The sequence below is a fragment of the Polaromonas sp. UBA4122 genome, from assembly GCA_002381615.1.
Lineage (GTDB): Bacteria > Pseudomonadota > Gammaproteobacteria > Burkholderiales > Burkholderiaceae_C > Polaromonas.
On record DFWY01000166.1, the window covers coordinates 1 to 25,626 of the forward strand.

The window sequence follows — 25,626 nt, forward strand, 5'->3', positions numbered from 1 at the left end:
GCGCTGCGGCGCTGAGAGACAGGCACCGCGCGGGCCGAGATGGTCTTCGCGGTGCTTTTTTATGTCGTTGAACCCCCGGGCGCCTGTCTGTAGCTGAGAAGCAGGCCGGCCGCCTTCGGATATTTTCGTGGAACTGTATTTATGGAAATCCTGCTTCAACTTGTCTACAGCGGTGTTGCGCTGGGCATGATCTACGCGGTCATTGCATTCGGCTACCAGCTGACCTTTCAGACCTCGGACACCCTCAATTTCGGCCAGGGCGATGCGCTCATGTTGGGCGCCATGGTCGGCTTGACGCTGGTTAATCTGGGCGTGAATTACTGGCTGATGATTCCGCTGGTCATTGTGTTTGGCCTGTTGCAGGGTGGCCTGGTCGAGCGTATCGGCGTGCGCCCCGCGATCAAGATCAAGAGCGAGTTCGGCTGGATCATGTCGACCATTGCGCTGGGCATCATTTTCAAAAACGTGGCTGAGAATGTCTGGGGGCGGGACGACCTGAAGTTTCCTTCGCCTCTGCCCGAGTCCCCCCTCAAGATATTTGGCGCCAATGTGCTGCCCATGGAAATCCTGGTGGTGGTCGGCGCCGTCCTGATGATGCTCGCCGTGGAGTTTTTCAACCGCAAGACCATTTACGGCAAGGCTGTGGTGGCCACTTTCAATGACCGTGATGCCGCCAAGCTGATGGGCATCAACACCGGCCTGGTCATTACGTTTTCTTATGCGCTGTCTTCGGCCACGGCAGCGTTTGCGGGCGTGCTGATTGCGCCGCTGACAATGACGGGCGCCACCATGGGCGCGGTGCTCGGGCTCAAGGCTTTTGCGGTTGCCATCATTGGCGGCCTGACCAGTGGCATGGGCATTATTGTGGGCGGCATCATCCTGGGCGTGGCCGAGACAGCCACCGGTTTTTACATTTCCACCGGCTACAAGGACGTTCCCGGGCTGGTCCTGCTGCTGCTGGTGCTGGCCTTCAAGCCCGCAGGCCTGTTTGGTAAAAACGCGATCAAGAAAGTTTGAAGATGAACCGCAAGACCCTTATTGCAGCGGTGATTGGCCTGGCCTTGTTGGGCGCTGTACCGTTATTTACCAGCAACTCCTATTACATCCACATGGTCGGCACCATCATGATCTATGCGATCCTGCTGTTCGGCCTGGACATCGTGGTCGGTTACACCGGCCAGGTATCGCTTGGTCACGCCGGCCTGTTTGGTGTCGGTTCCTACACGGCTGGTGTGCTGTTCATGAAGCTGGGCGCGCCGCTGTGGGTGATCGTGCCGGCCAGTATCGGCGTGACCGCAGGCTTTGGCGCCGTGCTGGCCTTGCCGGCGCTGCGCGTGACCGGGCCTTATCTGGCCATGGTGACGCTGGCTTTCGGCACCATCATCCAGATACTGATCAATGAGATGACCTTTCTGACCGAAGGCCCGCTTGGCATCAAGCTTCCCAAGCCATTCATCGGCAGTTACCAGCTGAATGAACGCGGCTTCTATTGGCTGGTGTTCGCGCTTATGGTGGTCGCGCTGGTGGTGGTACACCGCATTCTGCGTTCGCAACTTGGTCGCGCATTTGAGGCCTTGCGTGGCAGTCCCGTGGCGTCAGACTGCATGGGCGTATCGGTTTACCGCTATAAGGTCTATGCGTTTGTCATCAGCGCAGGCTTTGCAGGGCTGGCCGGCTGCCTCTATGGCTATTCAGAACAGTACATCTCGCCCAACACCTACAACTTCGAGTTGACGGTACTGTTTTTGCTGGCGGTCATCATGGGCGGACGCAAGACCCGCTCCGGCGCTTTGCTGGGCGCGGCCATCATCGTGATTTTGCCCAGCCTCCTGGACGATCTGGGCATGTTCCGCATCGTGGCTTCGGGGCTGGCAACGCTGATCACCGTGGGTGCGGTGGTGGGTGTGATCAAAAAGATCACCACCCCCAAGGTCATGGCGATTCCGGTGGTTGGCACGATTGCGCTGGCTGGTTTTTCGTTCTGGCTGGACTCGATCACCGACTGGCGACTGAGTATTTTCGGCCTGATGATTCTCTTCGTCGTGTATTACCTGCAGGATGGAATTGTGGGCTTTGTCCGCAGCCTGTTCCATGCGCGCAAGGTGGTGGGTCTGGATGCCGGGGACATGGCGTCGGCCGACGCCGGCAAGGACGCGGTTATGGTGGCGGCCAGCGCCGGTGCCAGCGAGGCAGGCAGTGATCTGCTGGTCGCACAGGGCGTGCTGATGCAATTTGGCGGCCTCAAGGCCATCAACCAGGTCGACCTGCGGGTCAGGCGCGGCACTATTCACGGCCTGATCGGTCCCAATGGTTCCGGCAAGAGCACCATGATGAATGTATTGACCGGCATTTATGTGCCGACCGCAGGCAGTATTGATTTTGCGGGACGGTCGGTGGTGGGCCGCACATCGTCGGACATTGCGCTTTCGGGCATTGCACGCACTTTCCAGAACGTGCAGCTGTTCGGTGAAATGACCGCGCTGCAAAACGTACTGGTGGGCTTGCACCACACCTTTGACAGCAACATCGTCGACGTGGCGCTAAACACGCCCCGCTACAAGCGCGAAGAAAAGGCGGCCACCGAGCGCGGCCTGGGTTTGCTTCGCTTTGTGGGGCTGGGCGATCTGGCCACCGAAGAGGCGCGCAACCTGCCCTACGGCAAGCAGCGCCTGCTGGAAATCGCGCGCGCGCTGGCACTCGATCCGCAATTGCTGCTGCTTGACGAGCCCGCTGCCGGGCTGACGGCGCCCGACATCAGGGAGCTGGTGGCCATCATCCGCAAGGTCCGCGACCATGGCATCACGGTCATCCTGATCGAGCACCACATGGATGTGGTGATGAGCATCTGCGACTCGGTTTCCGTGCTGGACTTTGGCCAGAAGATTGCCGAAGGCAAGCCCGCCGACGTGCAGGCCGATGAAAAAGTGATTGAGGCTTATCTCGGTGGCTCGGCTGCTTAAGGAAAGAGGAATTCACGATGTTGAGTATCAAAAATTTAGAGGCCGGTTACGGCAAGGTACGGGTCTTGCATGGTATTTCGATGGAGGTGCCCAAAGGCAAGGTGGTGACGCTGATTGGCTCCAACGGCGCCGGTAAAACAACCACCATGCGCGCCGTGTCCGGGATGATCAAGCCCACAGCCGGCGAAATCACCCTGCACGGCAAGCGTGTGGATGGCCTGGAGTCCTACACCATTGCCAAGCAGGGCCTGGCTCATTCGCCCGAAGGTCGGCGCGTGTTTGCCACCATGACAGTGACCGACAACCTGCTGCTGGGCGCTTTCCCGCGCTTGACGGGCAGCCGCCCAAAGGGCGATGTCGAGGGTGACCTGGAGCGCGCCATGGAGCTGTTCCCGCGTCTCAAGGAGCGCCGTACCCAGCTGGCTGGCACGCTCTCTGGCGGTGAGCAGCAGATGCTGGCCATGGCCCGCGCAGTCATGCTGAACCCCGAAATCGTCCTGCTGGACGAGCCGTCGATGGGTTTGGCGCCCATCCTGGTCGAAGAGGTTTTCCGGATCATTTCCGACCTGAAGGCGCGTGGCGTCACCATGCTGCTGGTCGAGCAGTTTGCCGCTGCGGCCCTGAAGGTGGCTGACTATGGCTATGTGCTGGAAAACGGCCGCATCTCGGTGCACGGCGAGGCGGCTAGCCTGCGCGACGACCCGGCTGTGAAAGCGGCGTACCTGGGCGGCGGGCACTAAGGGCCCGTTCAGGAATAACTTGCACATTTGACTCGCCGGCTTCCGGCGTGCTGCGTTGTTGCGAATCGCTTGTGTGGCATAGCCACACGGCACGCTTCGCGCCTAACATAGCATCCCGAATCCGACGGCCAAATGCACAACTTATCTCCAAACGGGCCCTAAGGCTTCCCTGCTGCGACTGTCTGCCCGTCAGGTGACCTTGACGCCCTTGAGCGCAGGGTCTCCCGGCGGGTAATGCAAATCGAGCTGCTGCAGCGTGCTGTGCACTATCTTGGCAATCATCAGGTCGCGGTGGGTCTTGGAGTTGGCGGGCACCACAGTCCAGGGCGCCCAGGGTGTGCTGGTGGCGTTGAGCAGGGCTTCATAAGCATTCTGGTACTGCGGCCACTGTTTGCGCACCTCCAGATCGCCCATGCTGAATTTCCAGCGTTTGGTTGGGTCATCCAGCCGGGCTTGTAGCCGCTCGCCTTGCTCGTCCAGGCTGATGTGCAGCATGAACTTCAGGATCACGGTGCCGGTCTCGCTGAGCATGCGCTCAAAGTCGTTGATGTGTTGATAGCGCTGCTCCGTTTGGGCCGGCGTGATCCAGCCACTGACGGTCGGCACCAGCACATCTTCATAATGGCTGCGGTTGAAAATCATCAGATCGCCCGCGCCGGGCACCACCTGGTGAATGCGCCACAGGAAGTCGTGTGCGCGCTCGTCTTCGATCGGGGCTTTCCAGCCCACCGTGCGCACCCCCAGAGGGCTGATGTGGCTGAATACGCCGCGTAGCGTGCCATCCTTGCCGGCGGTGTCGGTGCCCTGCAAGATCACCAGCAGTTTGTAGCGTTTGTCTGCGTAAAACAGGTTTTGCAGCTCATCGAGCTCCGTGGCCAGGGCTTCGACCTCCGCCCTGTCGCGCTCTTTGTCCCCGCTGGAAAAAGGCTTGTCCGAAGGATCGAAGTCAGCCAGCTTGCAGCCTTTGCTCTTTTTACCGTCATCGCCGGGGGTGGCGCTTGTTTGGGGCGGCTGCCACCGAGCGATAATTTTTGCCAGCGACTTGAGGTCGGCCTTGCTAGGGGGCGCGTCTGGCGAAGGAGGGGCGTCAACATGGTTCGAGGACATCAGGGGGCTCCGTTAGTGGATCGAGGTTCCCCTGGATTCTGCCTGTCGCTGGGCGTTTGCGCCGCACCTATTTGCGGATATCGCCCTGCCATGCCTGCGGTGGGTGGCGAGAGAATACACTCGATTTTCGGCCCTGGCGCCTCAACCCATTGCTGCCCCATCCACGCGCTAGGGTGAGAGGCATGATTCAACTTGAAACACGACAGGTCTTGACATGAAAACCGTTGCCTCATCGGATGCCTCCCCTTTGCTTCAGATACAGCCCGCGTCAGGCTACGCCGGTGACGTTACCGTACAGCTTGCCTTTCAATGGGTGCAGTCGGGCAAGGCGGTACTGGTGGATGTGCGTTGCGACGCCGAGCGTGAATGGGTGGGTCATGTGCCGGGCGCCGTCGCGCTGGCCTGGAAGCAGTGGCCTGGCATGGCAATGAACCCCGGTTTTGACGAAGGCCTGAAAGCCGCTGTGCCGGCCGGCAAGAAAGCAGTGCTGCTGTGCCGCAGTGGCCTGCGTTCGGCCGCGGCGGCCAAGCGGGCCACCGAATTGGGCATCGAGGCCTACAACATTCTGCAGGGCTTTGAAGGAGATGCAGATGAGCAGGACCAGCGCGGCCACAGTGGGGGCTGGCGATTTCATGGCCTGCCTTGGCGACAGGGATAAGGCCGAGGGTGCAAATCACACGAATGTGAAAGTTCCAGTACTCGGCTCCGATAACCGGTATTGAGGGAGGCATGACTCCTGAGTCCTGTTATTTCTGACAGGGGTGCAGAGGTATAAATCTGTGAGAAAGTTTTCAATAGGGTTGTTTTTTTATGAACGGAACAACCTTATGCAAGTACTCGAACGCAAACTCTCGCCCGCCGCCAAGACCTTTCGCAATCCCCCCCTCGGACCGCAGCTCAGCCAGCGCATCGCACGTGATTTCACGCCGCGTTGGGATCAGCAATGGGGCGGAAAATTCATGCTGCATGGCAAACCGCCAGGCTCTGACGCCATCCGGCTGGACGGTAACGACTACCTCAGCGTGACGGGGCACCCGCACATTGTCCAGGCGCAGGTGGATGCCTTGCGCAAGGAGCAGGAGTTTGTGGTCCAGTCCGGTGTCTTCCATCTCAACCAGCATCCGACCCGAGCGCTCGAGATGGCGCTGGCGACCTGGGTGGGCAAGGACGATGGCTTCATCTGCCAGTCAGGCTATGCGGCCAACGTCGGGCTGCTGCAGGCCATTGCCGATGCGCAAACGCCGGTTTATCTGGATGCGCTCGCCCATGCGTCTCTTTGGGAGGGTGCCCATGCGGCGCGAGCGCCGGCCTATGCGTTCCGGCATAACGACCCGGCGCACCTCGCGCGCGTGATCGCCAAAAACGGACCAGGCATTGTGGTGGTGGATTCGGTTTACAGCACCACAGGCGCACTCTGCCCGCTGGTGGAAATTGTTGAAGTGGCCGAGCAGCACGGCTGCATGATGCTGGTCGATGAATCGCATTCGTTGGGAACCCACGGCCCGAAAGGCGCGGGGCTGTGCGCCGAACTCGGTCTGACCGAGCGTGTGCACTTCATCACCGCCAGCCTGGCCAAGGCCTTTGCGGGGCGCGCCGGCTTCTTCACGGCCCCGGCACACATGCGCTACTACATTCTGTGTTCGAGTTTCCCCAACATTTTCAGCTCCAGCCTGCTGCCACACGAAATTGCCGGGCTGACCGCCACGCTGGAAGTTGTTAGCCAAAGCGACGACGCTCGGACACGGTTGCATGCGCATACCCGGCGCCTGCGTGCCAGCCTGAGCGAGTTGGGCTATCCGATCCACCAAGGTAGTCAGCAGATCATTGCGCTGGAGGTCGGCACCGAGTCTGACACTATGGTGTTGCGTGACCGGCTGGAGGAGCGCAACGTGTTTTCGGCCATGTTTTGCGCGCCGGCCACCAGCAGCAAGCGCGCCATGATGCGGCTCACGCTGAATGCAGGCCTGATGGATTCTGAACTGGACCATGTGGAAGCGGTGGCCCGCGAGATCGCTCCCCTCGTCAAACCCTGGGACTGGCCGATTGCGCGGCGCGCCCGCGCTGCTCGGTCTGCGGATTAGTCTGGCAGCAGCCTTTCGCCACAGGTCGCCATGAAGCGCTCGTAGCTGCTCATGAAGCCTGGGCTGAAGTCGTCATGGACCGCGAAAAGGGCCGCGTACAGGCGTGCCGGCTCGTCGGCCATGGCGAATGCCTGGCGTGGCTGGGCTTGTTGCCTGGCGCCCAGCGCCAATTGCAGTTCCAGATCAAGGAGTCTCTTTCCGGCGCGAATATCCTGAACCGTGGACGCATCCCAGCCCTGGGATTCGGCCATTTCAGCCAGCTCCTGCAGGTTTTCGGCGGGTTCGAGCTGGAGCCAGCTCACGCCACCCTTGTGGTCAAGCGCGAGCACGCCGAAGGGGGCGCCTATGACGACATGCTCTATCCAGCCCTGTCTGAGTGTCAGGTTTTCCAGCGCCTGAGCAATGGCCGAGTCGCTCAGCAGCGCGTGCTGCTCGCGTGACAAGGTGGCGCGCCAGATCTGTTGATGGCGCGCGTCCGGAAGATAACGCAGGCTCTGGATGGCGTCGGTCAGGCGCAGGCGAATCTCGGGGGACTGCTTGGGTATGAACTGATCAATCAGGCCGCGGTTGAAGGCCGATACGGCGAGTTGCTCGTCGGCACGGCCGGTGAGCAAAATGCGCGAACCCGACCACTCCGTCAATTCGCTCAACACCCGCAGGCCGCTCATGGCCGGCATGGAGTAGTCCACCACACAGACACGGGTGAGCGCAAAGCGCGTTGTGCCGTCTTCGCGCCAGTACTGGAGGATTTGCGGAATCAGGGAGGTCCCTTCGCGCCAGCGGTTGATGATTTCCTGCTGCGCCCAGGCGTCTGCCTCCCAGCGTGGGAGCTCCTGCAGGAGCAGGTCGATGCAGGCCACTGGGCGCAGGAACAGGCGCACATACCAGTCAAGCGGCATGACTTCGGCCAGCATCTCAAGGTAGTCCCTATCGTCGTCGAGAAAAACCACGCCCCCCGGGCGGCGGTAGAGTGAAAAAGACATGGTGGTCGGATCCATCAAGGTTGTCAAAAATCAGCCGTTTGTGACGGCTATCAGCCCGGCTAGTACTGCGACTCAGAAATAGAGGAACAAAATGGAAATGATGAATTTTCTTGTCTGGCCAGGCGAGAGGAGGCGGCATAGCCGTAGCTATGACAACGACGAACAACAACGCCAGGCAGGAAAAGACACGTTTTCATGCTTCTTTATTTCTGAGTTGCCGTACCAGGGGCAACTCAATCGTGAAAATGGCACCAACGGCATATTCTGATTTCACGTGAATGCCGCCGCCGGCACTTTGTACCACTTGCTGGCAAAAAGCCAGACCAAGGCCGTGCCCGGTGCCATGGCTACTGGAGAAAAAAGGTTTGAAAATCTGCGGCAGCAACGCCGCTTCAATCCCCATGCCATCGTCCGCCACGACGATTCGGCCGCGCTCCTGCAGCAGGCCTACTTCGATGCGCAGCGCACCATGGGGGTATCTGGAGTCCGCCGCCATCAACGAGTGCAGCGCATTCTTCATCAGGTTGTCCAGTACCTGGGAAAACTGGGTGGTGGAAGAGCGGAAGTTGAAGTCATGGTGGACCAGCACCTTCACGCACTCCCGCTGGCGGCTCGAGGGGTAGGGATAGGCCGCCACCACCTCACTGACCAGCTTGGCAGCGGAAACCAGCTCGGTGTAGCGCGGCAGCTGCAGCAGTTTGGCATTGGCGATTTGCATGTCAATCTGGTGATTCATGTTGCGCACCAGCGTGTGCAGACGCAATGCCAGCTTGTCCAGTTGCGGTGCGCGGGGGTTATCGGGTTGGCGCTGCACTTCCAGCTGGATCGCGTCGCCAATCAGCGCGGCCGTGGACAGCGGGGTGCGCAGCTCATGCGCCATGATGCCCATCGTTGCGAGGGCGCTGGACAGGTGCTCGCGCCGCAGATTGGCCGACGACAGATTCAGCATGAGTGCAACCGACCACGCAAAGGCAAACACCACTGCATGGACGGCGCGCTGGTTCTCCGGAACCGGGGGGCTTGCCGGCCCGAAATATTGAAACAGGGCCCAGGCCAGCAGAGCACCCATAATCGTACCCAGGGTGGCCAGACGCCAGTCGGTGACATGGTAGTAAATCAGCACCATCGCAACCATGGTGGCCAGCCACACTGCGCTGCCGCTGTTGCCTAGGTACATCCAGCTGAAAAAGACCGGCAACTCCAGCCAGAACACCAGACCAAAGAGCATGCGCGTCAGGGGGCTGCCGGGGTCATGGTTGATCCGGCCTGACATCAGGCTGCAGCCCAGCAAGCTGGCCATCACCCGCAGCGACAGGTTCTCATAGGGTTGCGGCAGCCAGGCCGACCAGATCCAGCCAAACAGGGCATTACCCAAAAAAACAGACAGACCCAGCCACGATAGGCGCCATGGCGATGGATGCAAAATAGGCTCCAGCGGCGCGAGTATCAACTCCTTGCGTAGCCACTGGAGCAAGGGACGGCGCGCAAGCCACGCGCTGAAGCTAGCGCGGCTCACGTTATGAATTTCTCCAGCACAACCGGAACCCTGACTGATGATGCATTTGACATTTGGCTGTATTGTGCTTGTTCTCTTTCGGTCACGCTAATGCAGGTACCTGCTAACTTTGACAGTGTGAGTGTGGACGGAGTCATCAGCGACTGGCTCTGTGCCCTGCGCGAATTTTCGGTGGAAGCACTCATGGTGCTGGGCCCCGATCCTTTTGCCGGCCACGAAGACCGGCTGGTCCTGGCCTTGCATCCCCCGCGCCTGCTGGACGCCGCACAAGCGCTGGCCGAAAGCCGGGATTTCGGCGCGCCCTGGCGCGACTCCGATGCGCCCCTCGTGGCCTGGCAGGATATTTCCAAGTCGGCTTTCGAAAATATGGGGCGCTGGCGCAGGCTCTGGCTGGCCTACGGCTACCAAAGCGTCGTCCGGATCGCGTTTCCGCTGACGGCAGGGCGCGCTTTCGAATGCTATCTTTTCAGCCCGCGCCAGTGGCATGACCGCAGTGAGGCGGCGGCGCTGGCCTGGTCTGCACTCAACATCTGGCCGCTGCTGAAGCGGGCACTGGCCGAAGCCCGCAACCCCTTGAGCCCGCGCGAACTCGAATGCCTGAACCTGGCTTTTCAGGGCATGACGGCGCGCGGAAGCGGCGAAGTTCTGCTTTGCAGCGAGCGCACCGTGAACTTCCACCTGTCCAATGCCATGAGCAAACTCAAGGTTGACAACAAACTTGCAGCGATCCAGCGCGCTTGCTGGTTCGGCCTGATTTGAACGCGCGCGGTGAGATTTATTGGGGTCAGACACCAATTTTTCTGCGACGCCATGCGTCGCACCCGAAGGGTCAGCCTTCGGCTGAGAAAATTTGGGCTCTGACCCCAATAAATCTTTAATCTGTTCATAATTCAGCCAAATGACTTTTCTAGCGCTTGACGTGGGTAACACCCGCCTGAAATGGGCCCAGTATGACGCGCCGGCGGCTGGGGCCAAACTGCTGGCCCAGGGTGTGGTGTTTTTGGAAAACATCGACAAGCTCGGCGAGGGCGAATGGCGCGCCTTGCGCCCGCCCTCGCGGATTCTCGGTTGTATCGTGGCCAGCGATGCCATCAAGCGGCGGGTAGCCGAGCAGATGGAACTCTGGGACGCGGCGCCGCGCTGGGTCGTGTCGAGCCAGCAGGAGGCGGGCTTGACCAACGGCTATGACCATCCAGCGCGGCTGGGCGCCGACCGCTGGGTGGCCATGATTGGCGCATACCACCGGTTGCTGGCGCGCGGCATCAGAAAACCCTGCGTGGTGGTCATGGTGGGCACCGCCGTGACGGTTGACGCCATCGACGCATCCGGCAAATTCCTGGGCGGCATCATTCTGCCCGGCCACGGCATCATGCTGCGCGCGCTCGAATCCGGCACCGCCGGCCTGCATGTGCCGACCGGCGACGTGCGGGATTTCCCCACCAATACCAGTGACGCGCTGACCAGTGGCGGAACCTTTGCCATTGCCGGCGCCGTGCAGCGCATGGTGGAGAACATCACGCGCCATTGCGGTGAAACGCCCGAGTGCATCATGACCGGCGGCGCAGGCTGGAAGGTGGCGTCCAGCCTGTCGGTCAAGTTCGAGCTGGTGGACAGCCTGATTTTTGACGGCCTGCTGGAGATCGCATCGCGTCGCTATGCAACTTGAAAAGTTTAAAAAACGGAGCACTCTTATGTCAGACCTGAAAGCCGCCTTCGATAAAGCCATGGCCGATTCGAAAAATCTCAGCGAGCGTCCCGACAACGCCACCTTGCTGAAAATTTACGCGCTCTACAAACAGGGCAGCATGGGCGACAACGCCGAGAAAAAGCCCGGCTTCGGCGACATGGTGGCCAGAGCCAAGTGGGACGCCTGGAACAACCTCAAGGGCACGTCACAGGACGGCGCCATGCAGCAGTACGTTGACCTGATTGCAGAGCTGAGCTGAAATTTTCTAAAAAAATAGCTGTAGCCCTTGTGATACGGGCGTCAACAGCTATTTATTTGATAGTATTAACGGTGCGCGCCAGCTCACGCCACCACGCCGCGCTGGCGCAACGCGCTGATTTGCGCGTCGGTGAGCCCGACCTCGCGCAGCACCGCATCGGTGTCCTGGCCCAGCGTGGGCGCGTTGCGCCGATGGCTGCCTGGGGTGGCCGACAGCTTGGGCACAAAGCCCGGCACGGCCAGGCGCGTGCCGTCCTCCATGCGCACCTCTTGCAGCATGCCGCGCGCCGCGTAGTGCGGGTCGCTGGCGATGTCGGCGATGGTGTAGATTTTTCCGGCCGGCACTTCCGCCTGTTCAAGTGCCACCAGCGCCTCGGCCACCGTCAGGCGCTGCGCCCATTGCCCGATCGCTTCATCAAGCTCCGCTACCCTGGCCACCCGCCCGGTGTTGTCGGCAAGGCCAGCATCACTGGCCAGGTCCGCTCGGCCAATGCATTGCATCAGCCGTCTGAAAATGCTGTCGCCGTTGCCGGCAATCAGGGCATAGCCGTCTTTGCAGCGGTAAGCATTGCTGGGCGCAATGCCAGGCAGCGCGCTGCCCGCCGGGCCACGCACCGCGCCAAAAGCGCTGTATTCGGGCAGCAGGCTTTCCATGCAGTTGAACACGGCCTCGTACAGGGCCACGTCAATCACCTGGCCCACGCCATGGCGGTTGCGGTGGTGCAGCGCCATCAAAATGCCGATGACGCCATGCAGCGCGGCCAGCGTGTCGCCCATGCTCACGCCCACGCGCACCGGCACGCGCCCAGGCTCGCCCGTCAGGTGGCGCAGGCCGCTCATGGCTTCGGCCACCACGCCAAAACCGGGCCGGTCGCGGTAAGGTCCGGTTTGGCCATAACCGCTGATGCGTAGCATGATGAGCCGCGGATTGAGTGCCAGCAGCGCGTCGGGCCCCAGACCCCAGTCTTCCATGGCGCCGGGCCGGAAGTTTTCAATCAACACGTCGGCCTCCAGCGCCAGTGTGCGCACGATCTCCTGTGCATCGCGCTGCCGCAAATCGAGTGCGACCGAGCGTTTGTTGCGTGACTGCACTTGCCACCAGACCGAAGTGCCGTCCTTGAGCAGCCGCCATTTGCGCAGCGGGTCGCCCGCACCGGGCGTTTCAATCTTGATGACCTCGGCACCAAAGTCCGCCAACGTTTTGGCGGCAAACGGTCCGGCGATCAGCTGACCCAGTTCAACCACCTTGAGGCCGACCAGCGGGCCGGATGGACCTGATGGGCTTGATGGGCTTGGTATTGCGGGCGTAGCGTTGTTCATTGGTTTAGTGGTCCGCTGTTTTCTTTTTGGCTGCTGGCGTCCTGGCGGCGGGGTTTTTAGCCGCAGCTTTTTTCGCAATCAGCGCGTCCAGATTCCTGACGATCTCACCCTCGATCTTTTCCTTAAATACCCCCAGCAGGAAGCCGAGCTTGGCGTTCAGTTCGAAGCTGTCCTGGGTCACCGTCAGCGTGCCGTGTACGCCGGATCGGCGGAAGCTGAGCAGGTCGCTGGATGGGCCTTCCTCGTAGGTGCATTTCATGTCGAATTTTTCCTCGACCTGTTCGGCCCATTTGAAAGCGATCTTGCGCGCCTCCGCCAAGCCGAGGGTGTGCTCGCGTTGAATCTGGATGTCAGCCATTCGGGGTTTCCGTGGTGTTTGCGTTCTCTGTCTTCAGGGCCTTGTGCCGCTCGTCTCTGGACAGGCTGGCCAGCCGCTTCACCGCATCATAAAACCGCGGCCAGTCCCGGCCTTCGCGCACAAACAGCGCCTCAAAGCCGGGCACCAGGTCATCGTAGGCGGCCAGCGCGCCAAACGACGCATTGTTGGCCCGAGCCACCCACGGGTCATAGCCTGAATAGCTGCCCCAGGAGGCTTTGAGTTGGGCGTATTCCTCGCGAAAACGCTTCATTGCTAGCAATTTGCTAGCTGCTTGCGCCCGTGCTACTTGGGCTGCAGCCTTATTTTCCTTGTAAATGGAGGAAAGTTCGCGGCGCGTGGCCAGCGCCAGCGCCCGGAACTGCTGGCGCCGGCCGTCAAACACCGCGTAGTCTTTTCGGGCGCCGTCACTGGCCTGGCTGTCCAGCCAGCGGCGGCTGCCCAGCCGCTCGACCGCCGTGGCGAACGACTCGTTGAACGAGGTGTCGTCCTGGGCGTACACCACCTGATGCGCCAGTTCGTGAAAAATAAGGCGGGCCAGCTCACCTTCCGGGTAGGCGATGAAGGTGTTGAGCAGCGGGTCGCCACCGGCCCAGTTCATCCAGCCCAGGGTGGAGTAGGCTGGCACGCCATACACGCTGGTTTCAAACCCCTGGGTCTTGAGTTGTTCGGCCTCCAGACGGGCTTCGGCCTCGCTGAAATAGCCGCGGTAGCCGACGCAGCCAGCCACCGGAAAACACCAGGTCTTGAGCGTCAGCGAAAACTCGGGCGCCGCCACTTCATTCCAGACCACCGCGCTGCGGTGCAAATCGGCGTAGCGGTGGTAGCTGGGGTTGTCGGGCAGCTTCAATTCGGTCACGGCAAAGCTGCGGATGCGCTGACTGAGCGCCAGTCGCGTCTTGAGTTGTGCCGGTGTTTGCGGATCGCCCAGCCAGTCCGCGACCGGGCGGGCTGCATTGAGCATGTGCAGGTGACCACTGACTGATTGCCAGTAGTAGCCCAGCGTGGTGCAGCCCGAGAGGCACAGGGCTGCCATCCCCGCGATCAGCGCCGCCCTCAGTCGTGTCGCTGTCACCGTAATAGCCCGTTTCTCACCGTCTGTGGCGCTGGCTGCAGCGCGATCAACTGCACATCCACCAGGCAGTCGTAAAACACCGGACCGCGGCCCAGGTCGGTCAGGTGCTGGCTGGTGAGCTGGTTCACGTTGGTGCCGTCCAGGCCCAGCTTGCGCCACCAGATGCCCAGGCCATTGACCACGCCGGGCCGGGCGCGCGGGGAGATTTCTGCTTTGACCAGGTAGTCGCCGCGCTGGTTGAACACCTTGACGATGGCCCCAGACGTGATGCCGCGCGCCGCGGCATCTAGTGCATGCATTTCCAGCAGCGGTTCGCCCTCGATGTCGCGCAGGCTTTTCACGTTGACAAAGCTGGAGTTCAAAAAGTTGCGGGCGGGCGGCGAGATCATGGCCAGCGGAAACTCTTTCGAGGAGCCCGGCGTTTCGTAGTTGGGCACATGGTTGGGCAGCCCGTCCAGGCCCTGCGCTGCCAGCCGTTCGCTGAAAAATTCGCAGCGTCCTGACGGTGTGGGGAAGTTGCCGTCGGCAAACGGTGCATCGGGCAACTTCAGGGTGGCAAAGCCTTTGTCCAGCAACTCGGTGAAGTCGATTTTGTCGCCATAGACCGCACGGCACAGCGTCTCGTCGCTGTCGGCAAAGCAGGCATCGGTGAAACCCATGTGGGCCGCCAGGTCCCGAAATATCTGGGTATTGGGTTTAGCCTGCCCCAGCGGCGCGATGGCCGGGCGGTTGAGCAGGGCGTCGGTGTGGCCGTAGGCGCTGTGCACATCCCAGTGCTCCAGTTGCGTGGTGGCGGGCAAAATGAAATCGGCGTAGTCGGCGGTATCGGTCTGGAAGTGCTCCAGCACCACGGAAAATAAGTCTTCGCGGGCAAAGCCCTGCACCACCTTGCCCGATTCAGGGGCGACTGCCACCGGGTTGCTGTTGTACACAATCAGCGCTTCTATTTTTGGGCCGAACTCCTGCGAGCTATCGGCCAGCAGGTCGTCGCCGATGGTGACCATGTTGATCGTGCGCGGCGTGCGTCCTGCCAGCAGCTCGGGCCGCTGCAGCGCAGCCTTGTCCACCGGAAACAGGCCCGAACTGCTGAGCAGCACGCCGCCGGCGCGGTGCCGCCAGGCGCCAATCAGCGCAGGCAGGCAGGCCACGGCGCGGACGGCGTTGCCGCCACCCCGCACGCGCTGCATGCCGTAGTTCAGGCGAATCGCCGCAGGCTGCTGGTCGACCAGACACTGGCCATAGTCGCGGGCCAACGATTTGATCTGCTCCACCGGCACACCGCAGAGGCTGGCGGCGCGTTCAGGGCCCCATTGCAATGCCCGTTCGCGCAACGCCCGCCATCCCAGCGTATGGCGGGCGATGTAGTCGTGGTCCAGCCAGTCATGGGTAATCAGCTCGTGCATCAGCGCCAAGGCCAGCGCGGCATCGGTGCCCGGCAGCAGCGCAATGTGCTCGTGGCATTTCTCGGCGGTTTCGCTCTTGCGCGGGTCAATGCACACGAGTTTGGCACCATCGCGTTTGGCCTGCTGCGCATAGCGCCAGAAGTGCAGGTTGCTGCCAATTGAATTGCTGCCCCAGATGATGATGAGTCTGGATTCCGCAAAAAACTCCACCCGCATGCCGACCTTGCCGCCCAGCGTGTGCGTCAAGCCTTCGCCTCCCGCCGTCGAGCAGATGGTGCGGTCCAGCAAGGAGGCGCCCAGCCGGTTGAAAAAGCGCCCGGCCATGCTTTCGCCCTGAACCTGGCCCATGGTGCCTGCATAGCTGTAGGGAAGGATAGCCTCGGGATTGCGCGCCGCAATCGCTTTCAGGCGCGCCGCAATGTTGCTCAGCGCGGTGGCCCAGCTCACCGGCTCAAACTGGCCGGAACCCTTGGGCCCACAGCGCCTGAGCGGCTGCAGCAGGCGTTCTGGATGGTAGGCGCGCTCGGTGTAACGTGATACCTTGTTGCACAGCACGCCGCCCGTCTGCGGGTGGTCGGGGTTGCCCTGCACCCTGGTGGCTACGCCGCCCTCCACCGTGGTCAGCAGGGCGCAGGTGTCGGGGCAGTCATGCGGGCAGGCGCCGCGCACCTGCACGGGCTGGGAGGCGGGTTTCGCGGTGTCGGCGGCAGAGAAGATGCTCATAGTGGTGCTCATGGTGCAACTTTATATCGAAAGGCAAGCCCGGAGCCTCCTTGTAAATCGGCGCGAGGGTGTGCACCGCCCGCTCGGGCCACGCTGGGCAAGGTGCTGGACACACTGCAGGGGCTGAGCCTGGGAAGGTTCCGGGTTGATTTTGGCGGGCACCCCAAGGGCTCCTGACGGGTCGAGCTCAGCCTGAGTGACTTGAACGCCAGGCGCGCGGACGAGAGGTGCCAAGGCCTGAAGCTGGCAAATAACCGATGGCTTATAGGGGTATGCCCCCCCGAAATTTTGAGGGATTACGACTAAAGTAGCGCCGGCAAGGGGGCTCATGTTTCGTTTGTTACGTTGCCGCTTTAAGCTCCTGTAAATTATGTTATGAAAAATATGACCATGATTCTTAACCGCAGAAAATTCTCCATCACCACCGGTGCAGCCATGCTGGCCGGTTTCAATATTGCCCGCGCCCAGTCTGAAGGAAAAATCATCCTGGGTCAGTCGGCCGCGTTTACCGGCCCTGCCGCGCAGTTGGGTATCCAGTTTTACAAAGGCGCGAAAGTTTATTTTGATCAGGTCAACGCCCAAGGCGGCGTGGGAAAGCGCTTGATCGAGATCCGTAATCTGGATGATGGCTATGAGCCCGACCGTTGCGCCGAAAACACCCGCAAGCTGATTGCAGACGACGTTTTCGCGTTGTTTGGTTACATTGGCACGCCGACCAGTGTGGTGGCTTTGCCTCAGGCGATCAAGGCAAAAGTACCCTTTATCGCACCCTTCACCGGGGCCATGGCGCTGCGTGACCCGTTCAACAAATACGCCTTCCATGTCCGGGCGTCGTACAACGATGAAACCGCGCTCATCGTCAAGCAGCTGACCAACCTGGGGTTGAAAAAAATCGCGGTGTTTTACCAAAATGACGCCTACGGCAAGGCCGGACTTGATGGCGTGACGCTGGCCCTCACCGGCCTTGGCCTGAAGCCCGTGGCGCAAGCCACGGTGGAGCGCAATTCCGTGGACGTGGCCAATGCCGTCAAGACGCTGGTGGCCGCAGGGCCCGACGCCGTTATCCAGATCAGCGCCTACAAATCCTGCGCCGCTTTCATTCGTGAAGCCAAAAAATCCGGTTATGGCGGTACTTACTACAACGTGTCTTTTGTCGGTACACAAGCGCTGGCCGACGAGCTCGGCAAAGAAGGGGCGGGCGTAGTGGTTTCGCAAGTCATGCCGTCCCCTTACAACGCGGCACGGCCGATTGCGCGCGAATTTGTGGAAGCTGTCAAAGCCGCCGGCAAGGATGCCCAAGCCAACTTCTCCAGCATGGAAGGCTATGTGGCGGCCAAGCTGTTTGTGGAGGGACTGCGGCGGGCCGGTGCCAAGGCGAACCGCGAGTCGCTGATTACCGGCCTTGAGAGCATCGGCAGCCAGTCGCTGGGCGGCTTTCTCGTGTCGTTCTCGCCGAGCGACCATGTGGCCTCGCACTTCGTGGAGCTGTCCATGCTGACCGGCGATGGTCGCATACGCACCTGATCTGCCGTAACGATCGGCCATAGCGGGTTGACCGCAAAAAACGTCTGACCCGATCAGGCGATAGTTTTGGTCGCAACCAGCCCGCGCATGAAGGCTTGGCAACGTGCCAGTTGGTCCAGGCTCACAAATTCATCGGGCTGGTGCGCCTGGGTGATGCTGCCCGGGCCGCACACCACGGTGGGGATGCCCGCGCTTTTGAATAAACCGGCTTCGGTGCCAAACGCGACCAGCGTGGTGCGGTCTTCGCCTGCCAGGCGTTGGGCCAGCCGGGTCACGGCATCATGGGCCGAGCCCAGGAAGGCGGGCACTTCGCAAATCGTTTCAAAGTTGAAGCCGGCCTCGGGTGCTATCTTTTGCATAGCTGGTTGCGCCCGTGCTGCAAAGGCTAGCACCTCTTTTTGCATTGAAATGGCATCGGCGGTGGGCAGGTTGCGGAATTCGTAGCGGAATTCGGCGTCGCGCGGCACCACGTTATCGGCAATGCCGCCGTGGAACTGGCCCACGCTGGCCGTGCTGAAGGGTACGTCAAACCCCTCGTAGCGGGGCTCGCTGGCTTCAAAGCCTTCGGCCATGTCGCGCAACTTGCCGATGACGCGCGCTGCCATCTCGATCGCATTGACCGATTGCGGGGTGAGCGACGAATGCGCTTCCTTGCCGCGCACGCAGCACTTGTAGCGGTACACCCCTTTGTGCGCCGTGGCCGGCACCATGCTGGTGGGCTCGCCCACGATGCAGGCCAGCGGTGCAATGCCGGCATCTTTCATGTCGGCAATCAGCTCCTTGACGCCCAAGCAGCCGACTTCTTCGTCGTAGCTCAGGGCCAGGTGCACCGCAAAGGGCGCGGCGCTGTTCAGGAAATCACCGGCGTGGGCCAGCGCCATGCCGATAAACCCTTTCATGTCACAACTGCCGCGGCCATACAGCTTGCCGTCCCGGATCGTGGCCGACAGCGGGTCCAGTGTCCAGTCCTGCCCGTCCCACGGCACGGTGTCGGTATGGCCCGACAAAATGATGCCGGCCGCTTTGCCTTCGCCCAAGGTGGCAAACAGGTTGGCCTTGGTTTTGTCGGTGTTGCTGGTGATGCGGCTGGCTACGCCCAAGCGTTGAAGCTCGTCCTGCACAAAATGAATCAGTGCCAGATTGGAGTTGTGGCTGACCGTGTTCATCTGAACCAGCGTCTGGATCAGTTGCAGGGCGCGTGGGGAAACCGTAGCCAAGGCGGCGAGGGAAGAGGGGGATACTGAAGCCATGGCCGTATTTTGGCCCTGTTCGGGAATGTCGCAAGCCCACCCAGTCAGTTATGCTTCAACCTTGCTTCCAAACCGGATGCATTCTCTTTTACTTGATGTCTTCCTTGCCCCCATCCCTGCTTGCGTTGATCCGGCTGATCCAGTTGATGCGGCCGCACCAGTGGCTTAAAAATGCCTTTGTGTTTGCCGGCCTGGTGTTCAGCCAGGCCTGGCAAGAGGGGCCGCTGGCGCTGCATGTGCTCCATGCCTTTGCCGCGTTTTGCTGCTTCTCGAGCATGGTCTACATCATCAACGACTGGCACGACCGCGCCAGCGATGTCCTGCATCCTGCCAAACGCCACCGGCCGCTGGCCTCGGGAGCGGTATCGGTGCCCATGGCCCTGGTGCTGGTGGGCATGCTGTTGGCTGCCGGCCTGCTGCTGGCCGCAGGCAACCGCACCCTGCTGGTGCTGCTGGGGCTGTATGTTGTGCTCAACCTGGCGTATTCATGGCGGCTCAAGCAGGTGCCGGTGGTTGATGTGTCCATCATTGCCTCGGGCTTCATGCTCAGGCTGCTGGCGGGCACCGTGGCCGTCGGGATTCCGCCCTCGCGCTGGTTGCTGCTTACCGGCATGTTCATGGCGCTGTTTCTCGGGTTTTCCAAACGCAAGGCCGAAACTTTTCACCAGCAGGCCAGCCAGCGCGCCGTGCTGGCGCACTACCCCGCCGCGTTGCTCGACACCTTCATGGCCGTGACCATGACCGCCACGCTGACCACCTACAGCCTGTTTGCCACCAGCCCCGAGGCGCAGCTGCAGCACGGCGAGCGCCTGCTCTACACCGTGCCTGTCGTTATTTTTGGCATGCTGCGCTACACCTACCAGGTGCATCGTGGCCGCGGTGAAGACGTGGTGCGCGACCTGCTGCGGGACCCGTGGATTCTGGCGGCCGGCGCGCTGTGGCTGGCGATCTTTTTGAGTCGCTGGCTGTGACACCCGATACCGGATCGCAGGCGGCAGGCCCTTTGCCGGTCAAGCCGCCGGTCAAACTTCCGGTCAAACAACTGCTGCTGGTGCTGGGCGTGGTGGCCACGGCCTATGCGGCTGCGCTGCTGATCTGGGGCGACAGCCCCCGCGCATCGCTGGCCCGGCTATGGTCATGGACAGGCCTGCAGGCGGGCGCTTTGTGCCTACTCAATTACCTGCTGCGTGGTGTGCGCTGGCGGCTCTGGATGGTGCACTATGGGCGTCATTTTGGCTGGCTGCAAGGTCTGCGCCTGTATCTGGCAGGCTATGCGTTCACGCCCACGCCCGGCAATGTCGGAGAGGCCGTGCGCGGCCTGATGTTGGCCCGCAAGCCCTTGGGCGCCGTGCAAAGCCTGGCGATTTTTGGCGCCGAGCGGCTGGCCGATCTGCTGTGCTTGCTGCTGCTGTGCCTGCCGGCCGTATGGTGGTGGGCGCTTGGGCACGGCGCCGTGCAGGCTGCGCCCCCATGGCTGCTCGGGCTGGTGGCGGCCGCGCTGCTGGTGGCAGCGCTAGTGCTGGGTGTAATTATCAGGTACCGGCATGCGCTGCTCCAACGGTTTACCTGGCTGCAAGATGCCTGGCATTGTCTGGCCGTGCGCCCGCTGGTCTGGTTTGCCTTGACGCTGGCCGCCTGGGCTGCGCAGGGGATGGCTGTCTGGCTGATCTGCCGGGACATGGATGTGCCTCTGGAGCTGTTGACGGCGACGGGTTTTTACGCCGTGGCCATGGTGGCCGGCGCGCTGTCTGCCTTGCCCGCCGGTCTGGGCGGCACCGAAGTCGTGCTGACCGGCTTGCTGGTGGCGCAGAGTGCGACGCCCGGCCAGGCCTTGACCATCACCGTGCTGACTCGCTTGCTCACCCTGTGGTTGGCGGTCGCCATCGGGGTGCTAGCCTTGCTTTATAGTGCGGCCATTCGCAAAGAAATCAGTTTCCGGTAGAACTTGCCGACCGTCGTTCCCTCTTCCCGCCATGCCCCAGAATCCCGACTCCGCCCATTCCCCCGAAAATTTCCCCGCAACCCTGAGCCGCTGGCTGCTGGCCGTCGGACTGGGTTCGCTGCTGCTGAGGTTCTGGATCGCCGTGACCTTTCCCATCAGCGGCGACGAGGCCTTCTTCTACTGGTGGGGCGTCTATCCCGACTGGGGCTACTCCGACCATCCGCCCATGGTCGGCTGGCTGATTGCCCTAATGCGCGCCACGCTGGGCGACAGCATCTGGTCGATTCGCCTGCCGGTGGTGCTGCTGCCGCTGGCGCTGGGGGCTGCGCTCTGGTGGGCATTCAAGCCGGTGGACCGGGTGCGCGCGGCCTGGGCTGTGCTGTTTTTCTGGCTGGCGCCGCTGAACTGGCTCAACATGCTGATCACCACCGACACGCCGCTGATTTTCTGGTCGGCCCTGTCGGTGGCCGCCTTGCTGCGCGCCGAGCGCCGCGAGCAACTCGACCGGGCGGCCTATGGCCTTTATGCCCTGTCCGGGCTGTTTCTGGGCTGTGCGTTTTTATCCAAATATTTCTCGGTGGTGCTGGGCTTCGCCTACCTCGTCTACTTTGTGCTCTACCGCCGGCAGCGGCTGGCGGCCCTGGCGCTGCTGGTGCTGTGCGCCCTGCCGGGCCCGGCCATCAACATCGCCTACAACATGTCGCACGGCTGGTCGAACATCATGTTCAACCTGTACAACCGCAACGAGGCGGAGTTGTTTGAGTGGCGCAAGCCGCTGCTCTATATTGTCACGATAGCCTACCTCATCACGCCCGCTGCGCTATGGCTGGCCGTGAAGTACCGCAAGGCGTTGATGGCAGCCGCCCAGGCCCAGCGCCTGCTGGCCTGCCTGGTGGTGGTCCCGCTGCTGTTTTTTGCGCTGCTATCGGCCAAAAAGGTGATCGGCCTGCATTGGGTGCTGTCGTTTTACCCGTTCGGCTTTGCTTTTCTGGCATTTGCCTTGCCGGCCGACAAACTCAAGACCTGCGCCAAAGGGATGGCCGTGTTCGCAGGCCTGCATGTGCTGGTGGTGGCGGGTCTTTACATGACCACGCTGGACAACTGGAAGAACACCAAGCTCTATCCGCAAATCATCCGCAGCTACAAAACCGCCGAAATGCTCAAGCAGGTTAGCGCCCCCGGTGTGGTGCTGATGGGCGAGGCGTACACTCCCGCGTCGATTTTCGGCTTTGAACAGCGCCAGTACATGCCGGTGTTTGGTGTTGGCAAGTTTCACGCCCGGCAAGACGACATGCTGGTGGACTTCTCGCTGTACCAGGGTAAAACCCTGCGCGTCATCCTTGCCGAGAGGCCCAGGCTGGAAGACTTCCAGCCTTATTTTGAGAAGGTAGCCGTGCTCAGCTTCATGCAGGATGGCGTGCCGTTTTACGCCATGGAGGGAACGGGGTTCAACTACGAGGCTTACCGCGAAGGCGTGCTCGGCACCGCCTTCAAGCTTTTTTACAACATACCATCCTGGCTGCCGATGACGGGCTGCCCGTTCTGTGAACGCTATTGCGGGCAAGTGCGATGCCCACGCTAGGAGCCTGTCTGACTTTGGGCGTCGATAGCGAAAATCGGCCCCAGCGAGGACAGTTTTTGCTGGATTTGCAGGCCGATAGACCCGCTATGGGTCAAAAAGACGGTGAAAAATGGACCGCTGCGGTCGATTTGCAGCCGACGATTCCAAAGTCCGACAGGCTCCTGACCCCACCTGTCGAAGTAGCCGCCTTCGACTTCGACGGCACGCTGACCCAGCGCGACACCTTCACGCCGTTTCTGGCGCGCGGCTTGGGTTTGCCGCGGTTTCTGCTCGCCGTTCTGAGGTGTTCGCCATGGCTGGCGGGCTACGCGCTGCACCTCGTGCGCAATGACGTGGCCAAGGCACGGCTGATGCGGGCGACGCTCAGTGGTCGAGCTAGCTCCGAGATGGAAAACTGGACCACGCGCTGGCTGGCGCAGGATTTCTCCGGACAGCTGCAGGACTGGGCCCTGGCCCGGCTGGCCTACCACCAGCAGGCCGGGCATTGCTGCGTCATTGTCAGCGCCTCGCCCGACATCTACCTGCCAGGCGTGGCCCGGCAACTGGGCTTTGACGGCCTGATTTGCACCGAGATGGAAGTGGAGCAGGGCGCGGAGGGCGGCCGCCTGACGGGGCGCATGCGCACGCCCAACTGTTACGGCGAGCAAAAAGCGTTGCGCCTCAACGCCTGGATGACGGAGCGCTTTGGTGCCGAGGCAGTAAATACCATGACGCTCCATGCCTATGGCGACACGGCTGGCGACAAGCCCATGCTGCGCCTGGCCCAGCACGCCTGGTACCGGGGCAAGCCGTGGAAAGAGTGAGTGCGAATCACCGACTGCAGCGGATGCAACCGGGTAGGTCGGAGTAATGGCCACGGGCGGAGGCCGTCACTTATTTGGTAGCGATTTGACTTTGCCTGGTTGGGCTGGCCGGGGGTAGCCCGGCCAGCCCAAGCACGTAAAGCCAAATAGCTACTAATTAAATAGCAGCTTCCACCCGTATTTATTGGGCTTCAGCCATTTTCAATCGCCAATTAAAACTGCTCAGGACTTCAAGGGTTGCGTTAGCCCGCAGGGACGCAGGCCGACAGCTACGGAACTCAGGGCGCAGCGTGAGCTGAGTAGTTACGAACCTATTGCTTAAATAGGCTTTAGCCCAATAAGGACGGGCGCAATCAGCTATGAAAAGCATAGTAAATATTGATGCCGTTCCGAACAACTCATTCCTTCAGCTCGACCATGGCCATTTCCACATCCAGCCGCTCCATGGCATCCATCGGTTTGCTGGCTGCCGCCTGCTCATAGAGCTGGGTCGCTTCCAGCATTTTTTTGTCGCCTTCCAGCATGACCAGGCCGTTGGCATACTCCATCATGGCAATCGCGGAGCCGGGGTTCAGCTTCAACGCCTCCTTGTAAAGCGCCAGGCCCATGTCCTTTTTGGCGCCATAGGTCATGCCGCCAATCAGCGTGCCCACCTTGTCGATCACCTCGGCATGGAAAGCCGCCAGTGCAAGGTGCGCGTCGGCGTGCCTGGGGGACAGCCTGATGGTCTGCTCCAGCGCATTTTTTACCTTGCTTCCCAAGCCCTGCGCCAGCGCCTTGGCCACGCTGATGCCCTGACAGTAGCGTCCGAGCGCGTAGGCCTGCCAGTACCAGGCGTTGGCGTTCTCGGGGTCAAGCGCCTGCTGCGCCTCGGCGCGCGCGGCGACTTCCATGAACAGCTCCAGCTTGGCTTTTTCTTTGGCTTCCAGGTAGTTGGCATACATGCTGGTGGCCTTGTTGGCCACCGTGATGCCGTCGCCACCGGCCCGGATGCCAGCCTCCGCCGCCTTCTGGAACTCACCGTTGTGACACAGCACCCAGGCCAGCAGCACGGCGTCCTCTTTGGGCAGGGGTTCGCAGTCACCCTGGTGCAGGCGGGCCCAGCTTTTTTTCAGGCTGGCAGCATCAAATGCATAGTCGCCGGCGTGCGGAAAAGCAGTCCATTCGGCCATGTGTTGTCTCCTTGATAAAGCTTGTTGGTATGGTGGTTTAGCGGGCTGGGACAGTCGGGTCAGGCCGCATTGTTCGCCGGGTTGCTGTAGGCGTCCACCAGGGCCTGCAAATGTGCGCGCTGGCCTGGTTCAAGATAAGGAATCAGCAAATTCAGCACATGGTGAGCGCCCCGCAACAGCGCGGCCTGTGCGTTGCCGGGTTCCAGCGCGTTGCGCGGGTCGCGCACGTATTCAAAGCTCAGCCAGTAGGTCAGCACCACCACCATGCTGGTGGCTGTGGCTTCCACTTCGCGCGAATCAATCGTCACGACACCGGCGCGGCTCATGCCGTCCAGCAGGGTTTTGACGGCGCGCGTCTTGTTCTTGAGCACCCACTGGAAATGGGTTTCCAGGCGGCGGTTTTTGCTCAGCAGGTCGTTGAGGTCACGGTACAAAAAGCGGTATTGCCAGATCAGTTCAAACAGTGTGTGCATGAAAAACCAGGCGTCTTCGACGTTGCGCACGCCATCGCTGGCATTGAGCAGCTCGCTCAAGGCTTTTTCGTAGCGGTCAAACAGCGAATTGATCAGCTCGTCTTTGGCCGGGTAGTGGTAGTAGAGGTTGCCGGGGCTGATGCCGAGTTCGGCCGAGATCAGCGTGGTCGAGACATTGGGCTCGCCAAAGCGGTTGAACAGGTCCAGCGTGACCTCCAGAATTCGCTCTGCAGTGCGGCGCGGCGCTTTTTTCGCCATCGTTGTCTCCCTCGTAGTGTTCTTCTCTACTCTAACCCAGCGCCGCCGGGCGCGGAACTAGGGAATCTCATTACGATTCGGCACGAGGGCGCACGCCAGGCACAGCGGGATTACTAAGAACTTATCCGTAAATAATGTTTACGTCCATTTTGATCTTTCTGTACGAAGCGCACACATCAACCTAAAATCAGTAGGATTAGGACATCTTTTTAATGACGTGTAGTACGCCTGCACTACAGAAGAATTCCTGCCAATTTGCTATTATTGAACTGCGAGTCATCCATTGGCTCACAGACCGAGTTCGTGTGTATAAACTACCATCGTGGCGGTCAAACCTCGGGGGTTCGCTGGCACACGTTTAAGCTGACCGCTTTGCACCGCCGCTATTGAGGT

Annotated in this window: 23 protein-coding genes; 13 read left to right on the top strand and 10 right to left on the bottom strand. The window is 61.2% G+C overall.

The annotated features are described in order from the left end of the window. Window positions 1-141: 141 nt before the first annotated feature. The 3 genes from B3F77_RS19845 to B3F77_RS19855 are packed head-to-tail and all read left to right on the top strand — an operon-like array spanning window position 142 to window position 3,700. A complete protein-coding gene (locus B3F77_RS19845; RefSeq protein ID WP_293606620.1) occupies window positions 142-1,017 on the top strand; it encodes a branched-chain amino acid ABC transporter permease in 876 nt (291 codons plus the stop codon). 2 nt (window positions 1,018-1,019) lie between these two features. Next, window positions 1,020-2,960, top strand: a complete 1,941-nt coding sequence (locus B3F77_RS19850) for an ABC transporter permease subunit (protein WP_293606621.1) — start codon at window positions 1,020-1,022, stop codon at window positions 2,958-2,960. A 17-nt stretch (window positions 2,961-2,977) separates the two neighbouring features. Further along, complete coding sequence (locus tag B3F77_RS19855; protein WP_293606622.1) at window positions 2,978-3,700, top strand: ABC transporter ATP-binding protein; 723 nt, start codon at window positions 2,978-2,980, stop codon at window positions 3,698-3,700. 189 nt (window positions 3,701-3,889) lie between these two features. Here B3F77_RS19855 and B3F77_RS19860 read toward each other — a convergent pair whose 3' ends face one another. Beyond that, a complete protein-coding gene (locus B3F77_RS19860) occupies window positions 3,890-4,807 on the bottom strand; it encodes a PPK2 family polyphosphate kinase (protein WP_293606623.1) in 918 nt (305 codons plus the stop codon). Between the two features lie 214 nt (window positions 4,808-5,021). Here B3F77_RS19860 and B3F77_RS19865 point away from each other — a divergent pair, with 214 nt between their 5' ends. Together B3F77_RS19865 and cqsA are read left to right on the top strand one after the other, a co-directional pair. Then, complete coding sequence (locus B3F77_RS19865; protein ID WP_293606624.1) at window positions 5,022-5,465, top strand: rhodanese-like domain-containing protein; 444 nt, start codon at window positions 5,022-5,024, stop codon at window positions 5,463-5,465. Window positions 5,466-5,634: 169 nt separating this feature from the next. After that, complete coding sequence (cqsA, locus tag B3F77_RS19870) at window positions 5,635-6,888, top strand: alpha-hydroxyketone-type quorum-sensing autoinducer synthase (protein ID WP_293606625.1); 1,254 nt, start codon at window positions 5,635-5,637, stop codon at window positions 6,886-6,888. Here cqsA and B3F77_RS19875 read toward each other — a convergent pair. Both B3F77_RS19875 and B3F77_RS19880 read right to left on the bottom strand, forming a co-directional pair. Then, window positions 6,885-7,871, bottom strand: a complete 987-nt coding sequence (locus B3F77_RS19875; RefSeq protein WP_293606626.1) for a response regulator — start codon at window positions 7,869-7,871, stop codon at window positions 6,885-6,887. The genes cqsA and B3F77_RS19875 overlap by 4 nt on opposite strands. Before the next feature lie 193 nt (window positions 7,872-8,064). Then, window positions 8,065-9,387, bottom strand: coding sequence for a sensor histidine kinase (locus tag B3F77_RS19880; protein ID WP_293606627.1), 1,323 nt, complete (start codon window positions 9,385-9,387; stop codon window positions 8,065-8,067). A gap of 90 nt (window positions 9,388-9,477) precedes the next feature. Between B3F77_RS19880 and B3F77_RS19885 the strand changes: the two genes are divergently transcribed. From B3F77_RS19885 to B3F77_RS19895, 3 genes are all read left to right on the top strand, one after another. Further along, window positions 9,478-10,146: a helix-turn-helix transcriptional regulator gene (locus tag B3F77_RS19885; protein WP_293606628.1), complete on the top strand. Its 669-nt coding sequence runs from the start codon at window positions 9,478-9,480 to the stop codon at window positions 10,144-10,146. 139 nt (window positions 10,147-10,285) lie between these two features. Continuing rightward, complete coding sequence (locus B3F77_RS19890; RefSeq protein ID WP_293606629.1) at window positions 10,286-11,053, top strand: type III pantothenate kinase; 768 nt, start codon at window positions 10,286-10,288, stop codon at window positions 11,051-11,053. Between the two features lie 25 nt (window positions 11,054-11,078). Next, the gene (locus tag B3F77_RS19895; protein WP_293606630.1) at window positions 11,079-11,333 is read left to right on the top strand and encodes an acyl-CoA-binding protein; all 255 of its coding nucleotides are present in this window, start codon (window positions 11,079-11,081) and stop codon (window positions 11,331-11,333) included. Window positions 11,334-11,416: 83 nt separating this feature from the next. Here the strand turns inward: B3F77_RS19895 and B3F77_RS19900 are convergent, their stop codons facing one another. From B3F77_RS19900 to B3F77_RS19915, 4 genes are read right to left on the bottom strand one after another with little or no spacing between them, the layout of a single operon-like run. Further along, window positions 11,417-12,652 carry a CaiB/BaiF CoA transferase family protein gene (locus tag B3F77_RS19900; RefSeq protein ID WP_293606631.1) on the bottom strand — a complete coding sequence of 412 codons (1,236 nt, stop codon included), beginning with the start codon at window positions 12,650-12,652 and terminating at the stop codon, window positions 11,417-11,419. A 4-nt stretch (window positions 12,653-12,656) separates the two neighbouring features. Then, entirely contained in the window at window positions 12,657-13,010 is a 354-nt protein-coding gene (locus B3F77_RS19905; RefSeq protein ID WP_293606632.1) for a polyhydroxyalkanoic acid system family protein, read from the bottom strand. Beyond that, entirely contained in the window at window positions 13,003-14,064 is a 1,062-nt protein-coding gene (locus B3F77_RS19910; RefSeq protein ID WP_293606641.1) for an aminopeptidase, read from the bottom strand. The genes B3F77_RS19905 and B3F77_RS19910 overlap by 8 nt, the downstream gene beginning before the upstream one ends. Before the next feature lie 35 nt (window positions 14,065-14,099). After that, window positions 14,100-16,229 (bottom strand): molybdopterin-containing oxidoreductase family protein, encoded by a 2,130-nt coding sequence (locus B3F77_RS19915; RefSeq protein ID WP_293606642.1) that lies wholly within the window; start codon window positions 16,227-16,229, stop codon window positions 14,100-14,102. Window positions 16,230-16,604: 375 nt separating this feature from the next. Between B3F77_RS19915 and B3F77_RS19920 the strand changes: the two genes are divergently transcribed. Further along, a complete protein-coding gene (locus B3F77_RS19920; protein WP_293606633.1) occupies window positions 16,605-17,753 on the top strand; it encodes an ABC transporter substrate-binding protein in 1,149 nt (382 codons plus the stop codon). Between the two features lie 53 nt (window positions 17,754-17,806). On the opposite strand, the gene argE is transcribed toward B3F77_RS19920, so the two are convergent. Next, window positions 17,807-19,003: an acetylornithine deacetylase gene (argE, locus tag B3F77_RS19925; RefSeq protein WP_293606634.1), complete on the bottom strand. Its 1,197-nt coding sequence runs from the start codon at window positions 19,001-19,003 to the stop codon at window positions 17,807-17,809. Window positions 19,004-19,098: 95 nt separating this feature from the next. Here argE and B3F77_RS19930 point away from each other — a divergent pair, with 95 nt between their 5' ends. The 4 genes from B3F77_RS19930 (at window position 19,099) to B3F77_RS19945 (ending at window position 23,330) form a co-directional block, all read left to right on the top strand. Further along, window positions 19,099-19,974, top strand: coding sequence for a decaprenyl-phosphate phosphoribosyltransferase (locus tag B3F77_RS19930; protein WP_293606635.1), 876 nt, complete (start codon window positions 19,099-19,101; stop codon window positions 19,972-19,974). Beyond that, window positions 19,971-20,945 carry a lysylphosphatidylglycerol synthase transmembrane domain-containing protein gene (locus B3F77_RS19935; RefSeq protein ID WP_293606636.1) on the top strand — a complete coding sequence of 325 codons (975 nt, stop codon included), beginning with the start codon at window positions 19,971-19,973 and terminating at the stop codon, window positions 20,943-20,945. Before B3F77_RS19930 ends, B3F77_RS19935 begins: the two co-directional genes overlap by 4 nt. 31 nt (window positions 20,946-20,976) lie before the next feature. Continuing rightward, complete coding sequence (locus B3F77_RS19940) at window positions 20,977-22,527, top strand: ArnT family glycosyltransferase (protein ID WP_293606637.1); 1,551 nt, start codon at window positions 20,977-20,979, stop codon at window positions 22,525-22,527. Between the two features lie 86 nt (window positions 22,528-22,613). Continuing rightward, complete coding sequence (locus B3F77_RS19945; protein ID WP_293606638.1) at window positions 22,614-23,330, top strand: HAD family hydrolase; 717 nt, start codon at window positions 22,614-22,616, stop codon at window positions 23,328-23,330. 398 nt (window positions 23,331-23,728) lie between these two features. Here the strand turns inward: B3F77_RS19945 and B3F77_RS19950 are convergent, their stop codons facing one another. Beyond that, entirely contained in the window at window positions 23,729-24,502 is a 774-nt protein-coding gene (locus B3F77_RS19950) for a hypothetical protein (RefSeq protein ID WP_293606639.1), read from the bottom strand. 59 nt (window positions 24,503-24,561) lie between these two features. Beyond that, complete coding sequence (locus tag B3F77_RS19955; protein ID WP_293606640.1) at window positions 24,562-25,233, bottom strand: TetR/AcrR family transcriptional regulator; 672 nt, start codon at window positions 25,231-25,233, stop codon at window positions 24,562-24,564. Window positions 25,234-25,626 lie beyond the last annotated feature (393 nt).

Coding starts and splice junctions, on each gene's coding strand:
- B3F77_RS19955 (WP_293606640.1), bottom strand. CDS start 25,233: ATGGCGAAAAAAGCGCCGCGCCGCACTGCAGAGCGAATTCTGGAGGTC.
- B3F77_RS19860 (WP_293606623.1), bottom strand. CDS start 4,807: ATGTCCTCGAACCATGTTGACGCCCCTCCTTCGCCAGACGCGCCCCCT.
- B3F77_RS19890 (WP_293606629.1), top strand. CDS start 10,286: ATGACTTTTCTAGCGCTTGACGTGGGTAACACCCGCCTGAAATGGGCC.
- argE (WP_293606634.1), bottom strand. CDS start 19,003: ATGGCTTCAGTATCCCCCTCTTCCCTCGCCGCCTTGGCTACGGTTTCC.
- B3F77_RS19915 (WP_293606642.1), bottom strand. CDS start 16,229: ATGAGCATCTTCTCTGCCGCCGACACCGCGAAACCCGCCTCCCAGCCC.
- B3F77_RS19845 (WP_293606620.1), top strand. CDS start 142: ATGGAAATCCTGCTTCAACTTGTCTACAGCGGTGTTGCGCTGGGCATG.
- B3F77_RS19905 (WP_293606632.1), bottom strand. CDS start 13,010: ATGGCTGACATCCAGATTCAACGCGAGCACACCCTCGGCTTGGCGGAG.
- B3F77_RS19875 (WP_293606626.1), bottom strand. CDS start 7,871: ATGTCTTTTTCACTCTACCGCCGCCCGGGGGGCGTGGTTTTTCTCGAC.
- B3F77_RS19945 (WP_293606638.1), top strand. CDS start 22,614: ATGGGTCAAAAAGACGGTGAAAAATGGACCGCTGCGGTCGATTTGCAG.
- B3F77_RS19850 (WP_293606621.1), top strand. CDS start 1,020: ATGAACCGCAAGACCCTTATTGCAGCGGTGATTGGCCTGGCCTTGTTG.
- B3F77_RS19895 (WP_293606630.1), top strand. CDS start 11,079: ATGTCAGACCTGAAAGCCGCCTTCGATAAAGCCATGGCCGATTCGAAA.
- B3F77_RS19865 (WP_293606624.1), top strand. CDS start 5,022: ATGAAAACCGTTGCCTCATCGGATGCCTCCCCTTTGCTTCAGATACAG.
- B3F77_RS19885 (WP_293606628.1), top strand. CDS start 9,478: ATGCAGGTACCTGCTAACTTTGACAGTGTGAGTGTGGACGGAGTCATC.
- B3F77_RS19900 (WP_293606631.1), bottom strand. CDS start 12,652: ATGAACAACGCTACGCCCGCAATACCAAGCCCATCAAGCCCATCAGGT.
- B3F77_RS19940 (WP_293606637.1), top strand. CDS start 20,977: ATGCCCCAGAATCCCGACTCCGCCCATTCCCCCGAAAATTTCCCCGCA.
- B3F77_RS19950 (WP_293606639.1), bottom strand. CDS start 24,502: ATGGCCGAATGGACTGCTTTTCCGCACGCCGGCGACTATGCATTTGAT.
- B3F77_RS19910 (WP_293606641.1), bottom strand. CDS start 14,064: ATGGCAGCCCTGTGCCTCTCGGGCTGCACCACGCTGGGCTACTACTGG.
- B3F77_RS19855 (WP_293606622.1), top strand. CDS start 2,978: ATGTTGAGTATCAAAAATTTAGAGGCCGGTTACGGCAAGGTACGGGTC.
- cqsA (WP_293606625.1), top strand. CDS start 5,635: ATGCAAGTACTCGAACGCAAACTCTCGCCCGCCGCCAAGACCTTTCGC.
- B3F77_RS19930 (WP_293606635.1), top strand. CDS start 19,099: ATGTCTTCCTTGCCCCCATCCCTGCTTGCGTTGATCCGGCTGATCCAG.
- B3F77_RS19920 (WP_293606633.1), top strand. CDS start 16,605: ATGAAAAATATGACCATGATTCTTAACCGCAGAAAATTCTCCATCACC.